Origin of the sequence: Paenibacillus sp. FSL R7-0340, assembly GCF_038002205.1 — a bacterium.
Lineage (GTDB): Bacteria > Bacillota > Bacilli > Paenibacillales > Paenibacillaceae > Paenibacillus > Paenibacillus polymyxa_B.
Map to the genome: position 1 here is coordinate 256,427 of NZ_JBBOBY010000003.1, position 17,917 is coordinate 274,343.

A 17,917-nucleotide genomic window follows, 5' to 3' on the forward strand; every position below is an offset into this window, starting at 1 on the left:
ATGTGATGCTAAACCTCTAGTGTAGCGCCCGGCTCCAAAGAATGAACTTTTCTGGCAGGACTTTCACACCCACGATTTCCTGCTCTTATCAACTCATCTCGTACCAGGTCAGTCTGCAGCTTTGGCGCATGAACGAGTACAACCTGTTTGCTAGGCAGCTCCTTCAGCATTTGCCGCACATCTGATAATCCCTGATGCACCTTGTAAATCAAATGCCGAGCTACACAGCTGTCATTTTGATCTGCACGTTCCAACAGATGTTTGCCAAAAGAACCATGTGGAGCATGCCCGGTCAATATAACACTGTTGCTAATGCTTTCTCCGCTATCTTCACCCTCCCCCATGTTGCGGTTATCCGATAGAAACTGATAGTACCAGCGCGCCTGTGGGGAATCCATCATGCCGTCTCTTGTTATGATAATAGCCGTTGGGTTCTGTTCCAGCAGACTCACTCGTTCAGAAGCATCACGAGGCACGAAGACCCTGTCACTGTTTAGCACATGTTTTATTCGCGCTGGAGCTTCTGGACGCAGCCATTCTTTCCAGCGGTTTAACTGTTTCAATCCCTGCCATATATCGTGCTCTACAATCATTGCCTGTGCAGGGAATTGCTCGCTAGCCCATACGATCAAGTCCTGCCCTCTGCCAAAGACAGGCACCGGCAACAACACATGACCACCAGACAATAATATCCGCTCCATCTCGACCCTCAGCCGCTCCAGCTTAACAGGCTGCGGGTCTATATCCATGCCATAGGCATTGTCCATAATGGATATGTCCGCTAGATTGGGCTCTGACTTCCATTCAGGCAGGTCATGCAACCCCTCCCCAACACCCAAGTCTGGCGCATCGGCAGCAAGAAGCTCAGATTCGCGGCTGTAATCTCCAGAAAAAAACAACCGCTTCCCTTCCATTTCTACCGCATACCACACTGCACCAGCCAAATGTCCACTGCGTCCCCACATGATTCTCACACCCGGACAAGCCTCAAGCCATTCTCCTGCTGGCGCTTCATCTTCTAGATAGCGATAAGCAATGGATTGGATATCCTGTACGTCGTATGGCAATTCGGCTCCTCTCGATTCAACATAAGTATGCCAGGAGCGAAAATAGGAGCCTAGCTGCTCAGCGGTAGCCTTGGTCGTCCAGACCTCCCCCTGGTATCCATACTTGTACAGTAAGGGAAGCGCCATGGAATGATCCTCATGTGCATGAGACAGCAATACAGTGGTCAGTCCCTCCGCCTTTTGCGGCGGAAAAACCGGATATTGTCCAGTTCCTTCCTTTTTCACGCCACAATCCAGCATGACGCGATGCTGCGTTCCTTCAAAAACATAGCAGGAGCGGCCATGTTCGCCCGCTCCTCCCCAAATCCTAAGCTTGGTCATGATCATTTCCACTTTCTTTGCGAGTTTAAGCTTTCCATTAAGATCAGCAGCAGTGTGGTCATTCCGACCGATATGACGGCCATCGCCATCCCAAGTGACACCTGTCCCTGCTCAAATTGTGCAAATATGTAGGTTGCAGACGTCTGAACGGATGGCGGCAAAATCAGCAACGATCCTACCAGCTCGCGTGAAGCAATGGTAAATGTCATCATCCAACCAGCGAGCATTCCCGGTACAATCAGCGGCAGCACAATCCGGCGGAATATGTAAGACGGTCGCCCGCCAAATACCTGTCCCGCCTGAAAAAGACCAGTGTCCACCTGCGTAAAGGCGCTTTTGACATACTGCACCGTATAAGGAACAAACAAGATAACATACGTCAGAATGACCATGCCGTATGTGTTATACAAAGGGATCGGCATCCATGGTGAGTTCCACCACAAAATCAGGCCGACCACCATAACAATTCCCGGCACCGTATTCGGAAGCAAGCTAAATGCATCAACCGTCCGTTGGATTCTTGTGCGTGAGCCGCCAATGACAAGCGCAAACCAAGTGCCCAGCACCACAGCAAGCGTCGAAGCGCCCAAAGAGAGAAATACGCTGTTCAGGAGCGCCTCCATGCTCTCTGATCCCCAAGACAGCAGTTCCTTGTAAGAGTCGAACGTCAAATTATCCCAGGCGAGCCCAATTCCCCTCAGCTTCATCGTCGAGGCTGAAAGAATTGAAAAATAAGGAATGCCAATGGACGCAATGAGCAACAATAGAATGTATGCAACACTCAGCCCCGTAGTCCAGCCGGATATACGAAGACGGGACGGACGCGAACCTTTACCACCTACCAGCCTGTACGTAAACTTTCGGTTGATCACCGATTGCGCATACCACATGAGCAGGCAGGCGGTTAACAGCACCGAGGCCATTGACGTCGCTTTGCCAAAATCTATGGGCCAGCTGGAAATATATTTGTGAATTTCCGAAGTCATGACCTCATACCCGATACGTCGCCCAAAGGTAGCAGGGGTGCCAAACTCGGCAATCGTTTTAACGAAAATGAGCAACGCGCCCATTCCGTAAGCTGAAAGCAGCAGCGGTAAAATGATTCGACGGAATCTGTACAGAAAGCCGCCGCCCATTACGGCACCCGCCTCTTCCAGGCTCCCGCCAATCCTCACCAGCGCCCCGCGCAGCAGCAGGTACAGGAATGGAAACAGATGCAGGCTCATGATCATCACCATGCCACCAAGGCTGAAGAAGGACGGCGTTAAGAAATGCAGGTCCGGGAACAACTGCTCCAGATATCCGTTTTTTTGCATGAACAGAATCCAGCCCATGGAACCGATATAGGGCGGGGTCATAAACGGAATCAGCAACACGACATCCAACCAGCTCCAGTGTGCAAGACGAGTGTTGGACATGATCCATGCTAGCGGAAGCGCAAGTACCGTCGTTCCTGCAATCACACAGATGCCTAGCCAAATCGAGCTGAATAGCACTCCTGCAAATGGTGAAGCAGCTAACGTTCGAAAAGGCGCATCCCATTGAAATTTTTCATCAACATACACACTTTGGATAAAGATTTGCAGCAACGGCAACACAATCAGGAAAAGAAGCGCGATCAGAGCCAGCGTCAGACACCACGCTCTGATGTGTTTAACGGATAAGCCTCCCATCGGCTTACTTGAACATTTGCGTGAACTTCTCCGTCACGTCTGATCCGTGCTCACCCATCCACTCCCAATTGGTTTTCAACAATGGAATCTCGTCCAGGTTGGCACGCTTGTCGGCTTTGACATCCGTGCGGCCCGGGAGTAAGGAGGCATCTGCTACTAGTTTCTGTGCCTCGTCCGACAACAGATAGTCAATGAATGCCTTCGCATTCTGCTCATGCTGCGTTGACTTGAGAATTGCGGCAGGACGTGGGCTGATGACCGTCCCCTCTGTCGGATAGACGATGTCAATCGGCTCGCCTTTGGCTTTTGCCTTGTAGGTCATGTAATCGACCGCAGCGACGACTATACCTTTAGCTCCGGTAATCACGGGGTCCAGCGCTTCCTGATTGGCACCAGCCATAGCAACACCGTTAGCCTTGTACTGCTCGAACAACGTCCAGCCTCCATCGCCCTTGGCGCTCAGATAGCCTGTCATAAAATCCAACGCTGAGCCGGACAGGGATGGATCGGGAATATTAACCTGATCCTTGTACTCAGGCTTCGCCAAATCAGCCCATGAAGTTGGTGGTGTTTTCACCAGCTTCGTGTTATACGCAATGCCCAGAGCAGAAGCACTGGTACTGAAGTAGTTGCCCTCCTTATCGGACCAGTCTGGATTTAGCTTGTCTGCTTTCTTGGCATCCGGGTAAGGCAGCGTAAGTCCTTCCTTTTTCAAGCCTTGTACAGACGGAAGCGATGCCAGCACAACCACGTCCGCTACCGGATTCGTCTTCTCGGCTTCCATGCGGGCCAAAATTTTTCCTGTCGTTCCCTGGAACAACTCTACCTTAACTCCGCTCTGCGCCTCATACCCTGCTACCAGCTTTTTCGCCAGTCCATCCGGGCCTGCGCTGTAGACCACCAGCTTCTGATCGGTGGATGCTGCCTCCGCTTGTCCTGCTGATCCATTAGCTGGCGCCCCATCCTTGGATGGCGTTGCTGTTCCGCAACCCGCCACAGCGAGTCCAAAAGTCAATGTTAATGCGAGCATCGTCCCTTTTTTCCATCCTGTACGAAAAACATGCCTATTCATCATCTTATATTTACCCCTTTTCCCTATGCTTCAAGTTGGTGGATGTGTTGCGGTGATACCCAAATGTGCATTTGTTGACCTATGGGCAAGCGGATGGAATGATATGCAGTCCATTGCTCGCCGTTCTCGGCTAGTATACGAATTTCATAACGATCGCCGACATAGCTGACATGCAGGATCTCTACTGTAAAAGCATGCTGATCCGCTTGCTCCTGTTCCCAACGGACATGTTCAGGACGGAATAGTGTCCGTTCCGACTCCAGCCAGTTGGATTTGCCAATAAACCTCGCCACCTCTGGATGAGCTGGGCAACCGTAGATCACCTCTGGTGTTCCGGTCTGCAAAATATGTCCACTTTTCATAACAACTACTTCATCAGACATGGACATGGCCTCGATCTGATCATGGGTAACATATAGGGCGGTCAGCCCCAGATCGCGCACAAGCGATAGCATCTCAATGCGCATCTCCTCCCGTAGCACCGCATCCAGCGCACTGAGCGGCTCGTCGAACAAAACAAGTCGAGGCCGGATAGCAACCGCTCTTGCAAAGGCAACCCGCTGCTGCTGACCACCAGACAGCTGATGAGGATACCGATCCTCCATCCCTGACAATCTGACCATGTCGAGCGCCTCCAGCACCACTGTCCGCAGTTCCTTGTCTCGGGCGCTGGCGAACCCTTTCCCACGCTTGCCCGCACGCAGGCCGAAGGCCACATTTTCAAACACCGTCATATGCGGCCACAACGCGAAATCCTGAAAGACCATGCCAAAGTGGCGGAGATGGGCGGGAATATCCTTTTTGCGTTCTGCCGAAAAAAGAATTTCCTCTCCCATCGTGATTGTGCCAGTATCCGGTATCTCCAGGCCAGCAATCAAGCGCAAGAGCGTTGTTTTCCCACAGCCGGACGGTCCGAGCAGTGTTGTGAATTTGCCCCGTCGTACTACCAGATTCGTCTCATGCAGCGCTGTTATTTGGCTGAAGGTTTTACTTAATCCGTGAATATATAGATCCTGATTCATCGCATTACCTGCCTGTTCTTCTGACTGACCCCAGTGTAAAACTTGAATTCGCAACCTGTGTTATTGGAAAGTTAAAACAAAATTAATTATTTCAATGAATTGTGTTAACACTCATAGATTTAATCTATATAGAGGGGATTGATGCTGCTCCCCAAAGAAGTAGGCATGATTGTTCGATTAACCTGAAAGCGAGGCATTCTAAGTGAACTTAAGTCTTCTAAAGTTACATATTGTAGAGCTGCTGAATAAGCACCATAAAATTACCACGGTCGCCGAGCTTCTTGGCCTAAAGCAACCCACCGTTACTTTTCATATGAAAAATCTGGAGCGTGAATTCGGAGTAAAGCTGTTTGACACACGTATGGGCAAAATCATCCTGACGGATGCTGGAAATGCGCTGCTGCACTATGCCACTAAAATTAATGCACTGGCTGCTGAAGCTGAGCGAGTCGTCCGCGAATTCGATACGCTCCAGCGGGGAAGTATACGTATTGGCGCAAGCTATGTACCCGCTACCTACCTGCTTCCTGCTGTGCTGCACCGCTTTGCCCGTGAGCATCCGGGCATTCACATCGCCTTGTCCGTGAAAACAGCGCCCGTGATCAAGGACATGCTTGCCCGCCACGAAATTGACCTTGGCATCATTTCGGCAGAGCCGTTTCAATCCCCAACGCTACTCTCCGAATCCTTGGGCGAAGATGAATTGATGCTCATCTGCTCACCCACTCATCCGCTCGCCAACGAAACCGATTTGACACCCGAGCTTATCGCTTCTTCCTCCTTCGTATTACATGGCAAGGAATCCAGCACACGCCACGTGACCGACAAATGGCTGGAGCGTGGGAGTCGGCGACTTCCTTCCTATCTGGAGCTGGATTCACTGGAAGCCATCAAACAGGCGGTTATGCTGGGAGAACACATCTCCTTTGTCTCTCGCATTGCCGTTCAGTCAGAGGTTGAGCGGGGCTTACTGGTTGTAAGACCTATTCCGGGGCAGTCTGTTGAGCGGTACATCTATATGGTCAGCAACAAAGACCGCCATCGCTCGGCGCTCATTCACAGATTCACCGAATATTGTTCATGGAACCAAGATTAAATCTTACCTGTCATATAGAAATTATGTAATTTTTTAACCGGAGTACCCTCTTGCTTTGACATACGACTGACAATACACCCGTAAAGTGTAGCGTGTAACCTATTCGGACGAACAGGAGAGGATGAAATGAAAACAGGCCTTCGTATCACCAAATTGATGTCGGTAGTAACTCTAAGTGCAGTGCTGCTCGTAACAGGATGGAAAGGAGCAGAATCGGTACAAGCTGCCGCCAATGCCACACCAAGCTATGAGGTGAAGCTGCTACTGGATACGGCTCAGGTCCTCAATGCGGATGGCTCATTAAAAAGTGGCATCGTCAACGAGTTTCAAATTAGCGACGATACACAACGATTGAGCGTCGAGTATTTTGATACAAATTCATTGCAATTGAATGACGAGGGCTGGAACGTGAGATTTCGCAAAAAAGAGGACAAAAAAAATTATGAATTAACCTACAAAAAGCGCTATACGGTCACAAATGGAAATATCGACGCGGCGCTCACCCAAGCGAATAAAGAAGGGTTCAGCGCATCTGATGATAATTATGAGGCTGAGGTGGATTGGGGATACAGCAAGCAAACACTAAGCTTTTCCAATGATAAGAAAACAAACGCCTCCAAAGGATTGGCTCTGCCTTCCCCAGATCAAGCATTAAAGCAATTGCAGGATAATCTTCCGGGCAAGCTGCAAAACTGGAAAAACAGCAATTGGGGCAAACAAACCTTGGCAAACTCCAGAGTACGCGGTCCTGTACAGGTCAGTAAATACGAGGGTAGCTTTCAGGGATTGGATGCCGACGTTGAAGTATGGCCTATTCGCAGCGCAAACGGATCAGGTATAGAAAATATTATCGAAATCTCCTTCAAAACCTCGGATTACAGTGTTGCCGCCAGCAACCGCACCAAGCTGATGAACCTGCTGCAATCCAAAGGATGGCTGGTTCCCGCCGATTCCCTGAAAACGAATTTGGTACTGGAACGCTACTAAGCTAATCCAACATAAAAAGGAACCGAGGCGCCACCCTGTTGAGGGTGATACGAACGGTTCCTTTTATTATTATTTATATGACTACAAGGTCATGATGTTAAAGTTGCTTGCTTACATACGTTCCGGTGCAGACACGCCCACCAGCTTCAGTACGTTGGCAATGGTAGTGCGCACCGCACCAAACAACGCCAAGCGTGCCTGCGTTTGAGCGGCATCCTCTGTGATGACGCGCTCTGCCTTGTAGTAGCTGTGGAACAATGAAGCCAGCTCGTAGACATAGCGAATCATACGGTGTGGTGCAAAGTTTGCAGCCGCCACCGATACTTCTTCCGGCAGCTCGCCGATTTTGCGTAACAGATCGTATTCATGCTCAGCCGTCAGCTTGGACAAGTCAACTTCTGCCAACGGCAGCACAGCAATACCTTGCTCTTCGGCTTGACGATATACGCTGCATGCACGTGCGTGCGCATATTGCACATAGAATACTGGATTCTCATTGGAGGTAGAAATCGCCAAATCCATGTCAAAATCCAGGTGCGAATCCATGCTGCGCATAGTGAAGAAGTAACGGATCGCGTCTACACCCACTTCTTCCATCAGATCTTCCATCGTCACGGCCTTGCCGGTACGTTTGGACATTTTTACTTTTTCCCCATTTTGGAACAAGCTGACCATTTGGGCAATCAGCACTTTAAGCTTATCCGGGTCATTGCCCAGTGCTTCCATTGCTGCCTTCATCCGTGGAATGTAACCGTGGTGATCCGCTCCCCAAATGTTGATGATCGTGTCATACCCACGAGCATATTTATCGCGATGGTAAGCGATATCCGGAGTCAGGTACGTGTATGTACCGTCATTTTTGATCAAGACGCGGTCTTTATCGTCGCCGTACTTGGTCGTATTCAACCATGTAGCTCCGTCCTTCTCGTAAATCTCCTCACGGTCACGCAGCTCATTCAGCGCTTTAAGCACTTCACCGTTTTCATACAGCGACGTTTCGCTGAACCAGGAGTCAAAAGGTACACGGAACAGTTCCAGATCGCGCTTGATCTTGTTCAGTTCCTTTTCCAGACCGTAGTCACGGAAATAAGCAGCGCGATCTCCCGGTTCCATAGACAACAGAGAATCGCCCTTTTCTGCCACCAGTTCCTTGGCAAACCCGATGATATCCTCACCATGGTAACCATCCTCCGGCATCTCCGAAGGCTGTCCCAGCTCCTGCAAATAACGCGCTTCAATAGAACGGCTCATGTTGTAAATCTGGTTACCCGCATCATTAATGTAGTATTCACGAGTTACTTTGTATCCAGCAAAATCAAGCACGTTGCAAAGAGCATCCCCTACGGCTGCACCACGTGCATGACCTAAGTGAAGGCTACCCGTCGGATTGGCGCTGACAAACTCGATTTGCACCTTTTTGCCCGCACCTTCCTGTATACGCCCGTAATCTGCCCCCTGCTCCTGCACCTGTCCAATAACAGCATAAAGGTAGCTCTTGTTCAGGCGGAAGTTAATAAAGCCCGGTCCAGCGATTTCCGCACTTTCAATAGAAGCAGAAGCTAAATCCATATTCGCGATCAAATCTTCAGCGATTTGCCGTGGGTTCTTCTTCGCAATGCGGGTGAGCTGCATCGCGGCGTTGGTGGCCAAATCACCGTGTGACTTGTCCTTCGGTACCTCCAGCGTAATGGTCGGCAGCTCTTCGCGGCTCACGATTCCGGTAGCCAGCACCGCCGCCTCAATTGCTGAGGTTACCTTTTGATTAATAAGTTCCAGTGGATTGCTTGTCATGATTATTGCTCCTCCTGTATATGCAAACTGATGGCAAAATGCCCCGAGAAATCCTCAAATACGTACAGATCATAGGTCCAGCTCACATGTCCGGTGAATCCATCCATCCGAATATCGAGCTTCTGCGTATGCGCAGACATGTTCAGGTTTAAATAAGGCGAGCGGTAAAATCCAGGCAACCTGCGTCCCAGCGCAAACGACTGCTCTGATTGTACCTCACCGTGACGAATCAGCTTTAGCTCATCCGGTCCGATTTTGACTGTGTTCCGTGTCGTACCGCCCTCAGGACTTTCTTGCGGCTCATCGTACCTTATATATAGATGCTTCCCACGCACGATCGCTTCTCCGGGAAGTTCCTGTACCACATCTTCTCCGTCATGATGACTATGAAGACGGATTCGGACCTTTGCATTATGTGGCATGTATTCAAACTCCATTCTATTGCTATCCTACTGTACTACTATATCCAGTTCCCGATTGCAATTCAAATGAGTTTTTACAAAAAGATGCTTTCATCCAAAAAATTTAGCTACCTTAAGTCAGCTTCATCGGATGCTTGGCTAAAACTTTCAATGAATCGAGAGGCTAGAGAAGACATGTATTTATCCTTCAGCCAAACAGCCGCCACACGCGTATGTAATTCTTCACACATAATTTCCTTAACGATTAACTGGTTATTGCTTCCGAGTGACAACGCAGACCGCGAAATCATACCGATCCCTAGTCCTTCATTAGCCCAGTGAAGCGTGGTGCGAGCATCATCGTTTTTGCAAAAGAAATTTGGCTCAAAGCCATGCTTCATACAGGTATCGTGGATCAATTGTTCAAAGCGGCGATATACGATGAGCGGCCTGTTTTTCAAATCAGACAACGGGATGGTCTTCTGTTCGGGGTTCCAGTCATGTTCTTCTGTCATCACTGCTATCATCGGCTCGGAGGACGCATATCTGCACCCTAAATCGGTGGTATTAAAAGGGGTTCTGACGATACCGACCTCTACAATTCCTTTGTTCAAAAGATCAAGAATCATGAAGGTATTTCCCTCATGAATTTCGAATTTTACACCCGCATAGGTTTTATGAAATTCGGAAAGCCTGTCTTTCATCAGGGCTGCGCCGGAAGAGGAGACCGTTCCAATGGTGAGCGTCCCCTTCATCCCCAAGGCAAAATCGTTGATTTCTCTCGTTGTGGCATCTGTCAGCTCCAAGATCTGCTTGGCCCTGTTCTGTAAAATGATGCCGGCCTCCGTCAACTGGATACTTCGTGAGCCTCGATGCACGAGCTTTACACCAAGCTCTTCCTCTAGCTGCATGAGCTGCTGACTTAAAGGAGGCTGCGCGATTTGCAGCTTTTTGGCTGCCGCTGTAATCTGTCCGGCCTCTGCGATCGCCAAAAAATACTTGAGATGTCTCAATTCCATCCTTATGGACCTCCGGTACTGATATATGTAAAACCTATACCTCTAATATATATTAAATATTATTCATATGGTTGGGGATGTGCCATAATCAAATTCAGTTATGCTATTGCGGCATGAGGCTATATACATTATTTAGGTTAGGTGATGGTTTATTTGCTGAAATTTGCTGTTTTTTTGAAACCCTATAAAAAGGAAACGATTCTTGGGCCTCTGTTTAAATTGATTGAGGCCATCTTGGAACTATTGCTGCCTACTATGGTTGCTTTAATGATCAATCATGGCGTAGGTAAAGGAGACACCCATTATGTTTGGCAGATGGGTCTTTTGATGTTACTCATGACTATACTGGGCTTTGGCAGTTCATTAGTGTGTCAGTTTTACGCAGCCCGTGCCTCTCAAGGATTCGGAACTACACTGCGTAACACGATGTTTAAGCATATCTCATCGTTTTCTTATGCTGATCTCGATAAGTTCGGTACGCCCTCGCTCATTAACCGGATTACGAATGATGTCAATCAGCTCCAAACGGCTGTAGCAATGCTGATTCGTCTGGTCATTCGTGCTCCTTTTATTTGTATCGGGGCTATTATCATGTCAATGATTCTGGATTTCCGCCTGGCTTTGGTGCTGTTGGCGGCTACACCAGTTCTGGCTTTGATCTTATATGTGGTCATTACGAAGGCTTCACCACTGTATCAACGGTATCAAAAAAAATTGGATAAAATCGCCCTGGTGCTAAGCGAAAATCTTACAGGCGTACGGGTCATACGCGCATTTGCCAAAAGAGGAGATGAACGAGTTAAATTCAACACTGCTTCAGATGACCTGACTCAGACCGCTATTCGTGTCGGACGTATTTCTGCTTTGCTAAGCCCTGCCACCTTGCTGGTGGTAAACGGAGCTATTATTGCAATCCTGTGGATCGGCGGCATCCATATCCAATATGGATCTCTTACACAAGGGGAGATTATTGCCTTTATTAATTACATTACGCAAATTTTACTGGCTCTGATTGTGGTGACCAATTTAATTATTTTGTTCACCAAGGCTGCCACTTCAGCAGCGCGGATTCAGGAGGTCCTAGACACGCAAGCTTCGATTTCCGACACTGCTGCTACTTCTACACCTATAGACAGGGAGGGAACAACTGAGCATGGCGCTGTACCAGCCATCTCTTTTGATCATGTTTCCTTTGGATACAATACGACAGGGCAACTGGCACTTAGCGATGTAGTGGTAAACATCTATCCCGGTGAAACGGTCGGCATCATCGGAGGAACAGGTTCGGGGAAATCCACCTTTGTGAATCTCATTCCCCGCTTCTATGATGTAGTAGAAGGTCGTATAGAGGTTGATGGCATTGACGTACGGCAGTATAAGCTTGAGCAATTGCGGCAGAAAATCGGTATTGTTCCTCAGAAGGCGCTGCTGTTCACTGGAACTATAGCGGATAATATCCGTTGGGGGCATGAACACGCCACCGATGAGGAAGTCGCTCAAGCTGCAGCAATCGCGCAAGCAGATGAGTTCATTTCCAACTTGCCGGAGAAATTCGATGCTCCGATCACCCGAGGGGGGCTTAATCTGTCGGGAGGACAAAAGCAGCGACTTACCATTGCCAGAGCTATTGTCGGCAATCCGCAAATTCTCATTTTGGATGACTCCTCAAGCGCACTTGATTTTGCTACCGATGCCGCCCTCCGTAAATCGCTACGGGAAAATAGCACCAGCATGACCGTCCTGCTGGTCTCACAACGAGTAAGCAGCGTACAGCATGCTGATAAAATAATTGTGTTTGATGAGGGGCGTATTGTCGGTATAGGCACACATGAACAGTTGATGAGCAGCTCAGATGTATATCAGGAAATTAATCATTCCCAGCTCTCAACGCAGGAGGTAGACCAATGAGTGGCAAGGAAACCTGGAGAAGATTGTTAACCTATGTGGCTCGATATAAAAAAACAACATTTTGGGTCATCGTCAGTGCGTTTCTCAGCGTGCTTGCCAGTCTGATCGGACCCTACATGATTGGTCAAGCTATCGACCACATGGTGGATAAGGGAGCAGTGGATTTTAAAGGTATTGCGCAGATTCTAGCTGGATTAGGCATTGTATATGTAGTAGGAAGTCTATTTAGCTGGCTGCTCACGTATTTGACGAACCGGATTGCTTTTCAGACCGTAAATGATATGCGGCGGGAGTTATTTGATCATTTTAATATCCTTCCGTTAAGCTTTCATGACACTCATCCACAAGGAGACAGCATAAGCCGTTTTGTGAACGATATGGATGCTGTGTCGGATGGATTGCTACAAGGATTTTCCACATTGATTACCGGGATTATTACAATTATAGGCTCCATTGTACTCATGCTGTATATCAGTCCGATCATGACGTTGGTCGTATTGGTGTCTGCCCCGATCACATATGGCGTGGCACGGTTCATTACCACAAGATCGCAGCGTATGTTCCGCGAACAGGCCAAAATTTTAGGAAGCCTGAACGGTTACGTCGAAGAAATGATCGGCGGACAACGGGTAGTTACCGCTTTTCATTATGAAAACCGCTCGCTTGAGGAATTTTCCGCCAAAAACGAGCAATTGTATCAAGCCGGGGTGAAATCGCAGTTTTACGGATCATTGTCCAACCCCTCCACCCGATTGGTGAACAACATGACTTTTTCAGTCACCGCCATGATTGGCTGTATCTCCATCATTTTGGGCGTGATCTCGGTAGGCGGATTGTCGAGCTTTCTAATTTATACCAATTTGTTCGCCAAGCCCTTTAATGAAATTACGGGTGTGCTGACTCAGTTCCAGGCAGCTACGGCTTCTGCTCAGCGCATATTTGCGATTTTAGACTCACCGCCTGAGCAGTCGGAAAAATCGAACGCCGTACAGCTGGAGCGCAGCAAAGGCACGATTCTTTTTGATCATGTCAAATTCTCCTATAACCCGGAACGTACGCTCATTACGAACTTTAGTCTGGAGGTTAAGCCAGGCACTCGTGTGGCCATTGTCGGGCAGACCGGAGCTGGTAAAACCACACTCGTCAATCTGCTCATGCGGTTTTACGATGTGGACAGCGGCTCGATATCCATCGACGGGGTGAATATCAACGACATGAGCCGGGACAGCCTGCGGATTAACTTTGGTATGGTACTTCAAGATACTTGGCTGTTCAGCGGGACCATTCGGGACAATATCGCTTACGGGAAGCCGGAGGCTACAGACGAAGAAGTCATCGCGGCTGCAACAGCTGCCAATGCGCATAGCTTCATCAAACGACTGCCTCATGGCTACGATACGGTCATCAGCGGATCAGGCGATAGCCTGTCGCAAGGCCAAAAACAGCTGCTTACCATCGCGAGAGTGATCCTCGTCGATCCACCTATGCTGATCCTGGATGAAGCGACCAGTAGCATAGACACCCTGACAGAAACGCGTATCCAAAAAGCATTTATGAAAATGATTGCCGGACGCACCAGCTTTGTGATCGCCCACAGACTATCGACCATCCGCGAAGCGGATTTAATTTTATACATGAAAAACGGCGATGTCATCGAAAGTGGTACCCATGAGGGACTTCTTGCCAGCGGCGGCCATTATGCCTCGCTCTATAACAGCCAGTTCACTACGGCTTAAAAGACTGACCAGATACGATCGCATCATTAAGGTCAACGTTCTTTTAAAAAGTCGGTTGCTTTTTAAGCAAACGGCTTTTTAAATTTTTCTTTGATAAATTCGCCTCTTATATTATATAATAAAACACGAACAAATGTTTCTGTTTCATCTAAACCTTATGGTTTGTGTATAGCCAACACCTATGCATGGGTTCCAGTTGGGAGGCTGAATATGGATATTAATGAATTTCAAAAGTGGGTCAAGCAATATTATCAGGAGAGAAACTGGTCTGATTTGGATATCTTTGTCCGAATTGGTTTCTTGGCAGAGGAAACCGGGGAGGTTGCGAGAGCTATTCGCGCCCTGGAGATCGGCAGAGACCGGCCTGATGAGATCGATGGTTCATTCGAGGAGAACAAGGACCATTTAACTGAAGAACTTGGAGATGTACTGGGTAATCTCATCGTGATCGCCAACAAGTATGACATCACCTTGGAGGATATATTTCGAACACACCAGCAAAAACTTGCAAAAAGATATACATAAAGGAGAATCTCATATGAAAAGCATTGCTGTTTTTTGCGGTTCCAGTAATGGAGCGTCTGAGATTTATCGAGAGCATGCTGTTGCTCTGGGCAAGACACTTGCCGAACAGGAAATAAGCCTGGTTTATGGAGGAGCAAGTGTTGGTTTAATGGGTGCAGTGGCTGACGCTGCACTTCATGCAGGAGGTCGCGTCATCGGTGTGCTCCCTCACTTTTTGCAAAGCCGTGAAATTGCACATAATGGCCTGAGCGAATTAATCATTGTTGATTCCATGCACGAACGAAAATCTAAAATGGCAGAGATTGCGGATGGATTCATTGTTTTACCAGGTGGCCCAGGTACAATGGAAGAATACTTTGAAATCTTCACATGGGCGCAATTAGGCTTGCATGAAAAGCCATGCGGTCTTTTAAACATTAACCATTATTACGATCCTCTTATTACCTTGTTCGATCGTATGGCTGAGGAACAATTTATGCAGGAAAAATATCGTGCGATGGTAATTACGGATACCACTCCGCAAGGAATCCTACGGCAATTTACAAATTACACTCCTCCTGCCGTCAAAACATATCTCAAAAGCAAACGGACCTGACATTAGGAATGGCACATACTGCTCAACAGATATACCAATTAATTTAATAGTTATAAAAGGAACACCACCGTCAACGTTATTCCAGTGGTGTTCCTGTAAAATTGAGGAGAATTGCAGGCTTTTATTCTCCCCAATCGTCACGTTCACTTTTACAACTGCATTTAATTATGTAGTCATCCAATGAATGATGTCACGCCTAACGAGAACCCCAATTTTAAATCCCAGCGCCCGTAGCGGTTGGATGGTCCATTTGCTCACTTTCCTGAAAATCCCTGCGGTACAACCAGCCGATCAAGATAGCAATGGTCGTCATAATCGCAGCCAACAAATACACCTGCACCATACCGAAACGGTCTGCATACCAGCCCATGAATAACAAGGACAGGCCGAAAGCGAGATTTGTAAGCACATCAATTCCCGCCATCACTTTGGGCAGCTGGGCTGCCGGTGCACTGGTTTGCAGCAAGGTACGGCGAATGATACCAGCCATTTGAACAGGTAAGCCTGATACAGCAAAAAGAATAAGTGCAGCAACGGGGATTGTATTCAGCGCAAATACAATTGTAATCAGTACATACACCAGTAACGCTCCGAGCATGTACAAAAAGCTGTTCTTTTGCAATCGCTTGACCAAGCCAACGACAATCAATCCACCCAAGATCGTGCCCGAGAAAAAGGACGCATTCATAAAGCCCCACCAGCTTGCATCCCGATGCAGCACTTGACTGACGTACGCCAAAATAAATACGCCGAGCCAGGAGACTCCCCCAATACTATCCACGCTATCGACGATCATCAGAGAACGAATACGACGGTTGTGCCAAATGATTTTCCAGCCTTCCCCAAGCTCTTTCCAATGGGAGCCTTTTTCCTTTCCCTTTGCAGGTTCTACTAGATTTGTTGAGGAATCCGAAGCTTCAAGACTTAATTCCTTCTGATCCAGTGGATCGCGGACGAAGGACGTGACAGTTACAGCTACGAGATAACAACCGGATGCGATCACAAGCGTATTCAGGGAACCCAGCCAAGCCACAATAATTCCGCTCAACGCCCAGCCTGCACACCTGACCACCTGATCACTGACCGCTACCATGCCGTTGGCCCGCATTAGCCCTTCACCCGTAGCCAAACGGGGTACAAGCGCATTACGCGCAGGATTTGTCCAGCCATCCAGAAAAGACATACCAAACACCATCACAAAAATAAATAAAAACGACCTCTGCTCAGGTACGATCCACAAATAAAGCAGCAACAGCGTAAAAATGACAAACTGCCCAAACTGAGAAAATAGCAACACGCGCGTCAGCCGAAATCGGCCAAGGACGATCGGTGCAACGAGCCCACTAAGCACTTGGGCAGACAATCGGAACAACGGGATTAAAATAGTCGTCATTAAGGAATTACTTGAACTGAACACCAATACCACTACACTCAACATATAGATGATATCTGCTACGTTGGAGATCGTCTGAGACCCCCACAGGTAATAAAAAGAGCGTCTGATCAAAAAAGTTTCCCCCTCTTTGGTACATCGCCAATTTATGTATTTCCATAACCAAACCTCCCTTGTTGATATTACAAATCTGTTAATTGTCTGGTTTTTTGTATATTCTACGTACACCCTTAAATTTCCTTCTTTTATCTTAAAAGGAAATCCGGTGTCCAGTATGCTTTCATAGCCTTTTCCAAATCTTATCCAACACAAAAAAGCGCCTATAGCGCTCTTTCCCACCCAAAAAAAGGTAATAAAGACCACTAAGGCGCTTCTTAAAATGTTTACTTCGTTAAATCTTCCACAAATTTAGGTAATACAAACGCCGCTTTGTGTAGACGCGGACTGTAATATCTGGTGTCCATCTCTGGAATTCGGGTCTCGTCTACTTCGAGCGGATCATACTTCTTACTACCCAACGTGAATGTCCAAAGACCGCTCGGATAGGTCGGAATGTTCGCACCATACACACGCACAATCGGGAAAATTTCCTTCACATCTTTGTTGACCTTCTGAATCAGGTCTGCCTTGAACCAAGGATTATCCGTTTGCGCAACGAAAATGCCGTCTTCCTTCAACGCTTCAAAAATACCTTGGTAAAACCCGCGCTCAAACAGCGGGGCTGCCGGACCTACCGGCTCCGTCGAATCGACCATAATGACGTCGTATTCATTTTTGTGTTCAATAATGTGCATGTATCCGTCATTGACCAGCACTTCTACATTAGGCTCGTCCAGCTTTCCTGCGATTTCAGGCAAATATTTTTTGGAATATTCAATCACCTTACCGTCGATCTCAACCAATACAGCCTTCTCCACTTCAGGGTGCTTGATAACCTCACGAATAACGCCGCCATCGCCACCGCCCACAACCAAAACTTTTTTCGGATTCGGATGTGTATTCAAGGCCGGATGTGCTACCATTTCGTGATACACAAATTCATCCTTAACCGTTGTCATCACCATGCCATCCAGAACAAGCATATTGCCGAATTCCTCAGTCTCGATCATAGCCAGATCCTGAAAATCTGTTTTCTCAGAGACGTAGGTTTGTTTGATTTTTGCTGTAATGCCGAAAGAGGGAGTCTGCTTCTCCGTAAACCACAAGTCCATCATTCCAACCTTCTTTCTGATCAAAGTATGTGTCCGGCAATCCGGTAGCATAAACGTTGACTTTCCTTATATCAGCAACACGCAAACGCCGAGTTTGCTA

The 17,917-nt window shown here is 47.9% G+C and carries 15 protein-coding genes; 6 read left to right on the forward strand and 9 right to left on the reverse strand.

The window, feature by feature from the left end:
- Nucleotides 1-8 precede the first annotated feature (8 nt).
- The 4 genes from MKX59_RS27160 to MKX59_RS27175 are packed head-to-tail and all read right to left on the reverse strand — an operon-like array spanning nucleotide 9 to nucleotide 5,155.
- A complete protein-coding gene (locus MKX59_RS27160) occupies nucleotides 9-1,394 on the reverse strand; it encodes an MBL fold metallo-hydrolase (protein ID WP_340859444.1) in 1,386 nt (461 codons plus the stop codon).
- Nucleotides 1,391-3,061, reverse strand: a complete 1,671-nt coding sequence (locus MKX59_RS27165; RefSeq protein WP_340859445.1) for an ABC transporter permease — start codon at nucleotides 3,059-3,061, stop codon at nucleotides 1,391-1,393. Before MKX59_RS27165 ends, MKX59_RS27160 begins: the two co-directional genes overlap by 4 nt.
- A gap of 4 nt (nucleotides 3,062-3,065) precedes the next feature.
- On the reverse strand, nucleotides 3,066-4,136 hold the full coding sequence (locus MKX59_RS27170) for an ABC transporter substrate-binding protein (RefSeq protein WP_340859446.1): 1,071 nt from the start codon (nucleotides 4,134-4,136) through the stop codon (nucleotides 3,066-3,068).
- A 20-nt stretch (nucleotides 4,137-4,156) separates the two neighbouring features.
- Entirely contained in the window at nucleotides 4,157-5,155 is a 999-nt protein-coding gene (locus MKX59_RS27175; protein ID WP_340859447.1) for an ABC transporter ATP-binding protein, read from the reverse strand.
- Nucleotides 5,156-5,357: 202 nt separating this feature from the next.
- Here MKX59_RS27175 and MKX59_RS27180 point away from each other — a divergent pair, with 202 nt between their 5' ends.
- Nucleotides 5,358-6,251, forward strand: a complete 894-nt coding sequence (locus MKX59_RS27180) for a LysR family transcriptional regulator (protein ID WP_075153535.1) — start codon at nucleotides 5,358-5,360, stop codon at nucleotides 6,249-6,251.
- A 126-nt stretch (nucleotides 6,252-6,377) separates the two neighbouring features.
- The gene (locus MKX59_RS27185) at nucleotides 6,378-7,238 is read left to right on the forward strand and encodes a hypothetical protein (protein WP_340859448.1); all 861 of its coding nucleotides are present in this window, start codon (nucleotides 6,378-6,380) and stop codon (nucleotides 7,236-7,238) included.
- Nucleotides 7,239-7,349: 111 nt separating this feature from the next.
- Here the strand turns inward: MKX59_RS27185 and argS are convergent, their stop codons facing one another.
- The 3 genes from argS to MKX59_RS27200 form a co-directional block, all read right to left on the reverse strand.
- Nucleotides 7,350-9,029, reverse strand: a complete 1,680-nt coding sequence (gene argS / locus MKX59_RS27190; RefSeq protein WP_340859449.1) for an arginine--tRNA ligase — start codon at nucleotides 9,027-9,029, stop codon at nucleotides 7,350-7,352.
- Nucleotides 9,030-9,031: 2 nt separating this feature from the next.
- Nucleotides 9,032-9,466, reverse strand: coding sequence for a DUF1934 domain-containing protein (locus MKX59_RS27195; RefSeq protein ID WP_013308207.1), 435 nt, complete (start codon nucleotides 9,464-9,466; stop codon nucleotides 9,032-9,034).
- A 92-nt stretch (nucleotides 9,467-9,558) separates the two neighbouring features.
- Nucleotides 9,559-10,449 carry a LysR family transcriptional regulator gene (locus tag MKX59_RS27200; RefSeq protein WP_028542580.1) on the reverse strand — a complete coding sequence of 297 codons (891 nt, stop codon included), beginning with the start codon at nucleotides 10,447-10,449 and terminating at the stop codon, nucleotides 9,559-9,561.
- Nucleotides 10,450-10,602: 153 nt separating this feature from the next.
- On the opposite strand from MKX59_RS27200, the gene MKX59_RS27205 reads away from it, so the two are divergent.
- The 4 genes from MKX59_RS27205 (at nucleotide 10,603) to MKX59_RS27220 (ending at nucleotide 15,213) form a co-directional block, all read left to right on the forward strand.
- Nucleotides 10,603-12,357 (forward strand): ABC transporter ATP-binding protein, encoded by a 1,755-nt coding sequence (locus MKX59_RS27205; protein ID WP_340859450.1) that lies wholly within the window; start codon nucleotides 10,603-10,605, stop codon nucleotides 12,355-12,357.
- The gene (locus MKX59_RS27210) at nucleotides 12,354-14,093 is read left to right on the forward strand and encodes an ABC transporter ATP-binding protein (protein ID WP_340859451.1); all 1,740 of its coding nucleotides are present in this window, start codon (nucleotides 12,354-12,356) and stop codon (nucleotides 14,091-14,093) included. The genes MKX59_RS27205 and MKX59_RS27210 overlap by 4 nt, the downstream gene beginning before the upstream one ends.
- 210 nt (nucleotides 14,094-14,303) lie before the next feature.
- Nucleotides 14,304-14,618 (forward strand): MazG nucleotide pyrophosphohydrolase domain-containing protein, encoded by a 315-nt coding sequence (locus MKX59_RS27215; RefSeq protein WP_025718465.1) that lies wholly within the window; start codon nucleotides 14,304-14,306, stop codon nucleotides 14,616-14,618.
- Nucleotides 14,619-14,631: 13 nt separating this feature from the next.
- Entirely contained in the window at nucleotides 14,632-15,213 is a 582-nt protein-coding gene (locus tag MKX59_RS27220) for an LOG family protein (RefSeq protein WP_254349278.1), read from the forward strand.
- Between the two features lie 214 nt (nucleotides 15,214-15,427).
- Here MKX59_RS27220 and MKX59_RS27225 read toward each other — a convergent pair whose 3' ends face one another.
- Complete coding sequence (locus tag MKX59_RS27225) at nucleotides 15,428-16,720, reverse strand: MFS transporter (RefSeq protein WP_053324353.1); 1,293 nt, start codon at nucleotides 16,718-16,720, stop codon at nucleotides 15,428-15,430.
- Between the two features lie 269 nt (nucleotides 16,721-16,989).
- The gene (speE, locus tag MKX59_RS27230) at nucleotides 16,990-17,817 is read right to left on the reverse strand and encodes a polyamine aminopropyltransferase (RefSeq protein ID WP_053324352.1); all 828 of its coding nucleotides are present in this window, start codon (nucleotides 17,815-17,817) and stop codon (nucleotides 16,990-16,992) included.
- Nucleotides 17,818-17,917 lie beyond the last annotated feature (100 nt).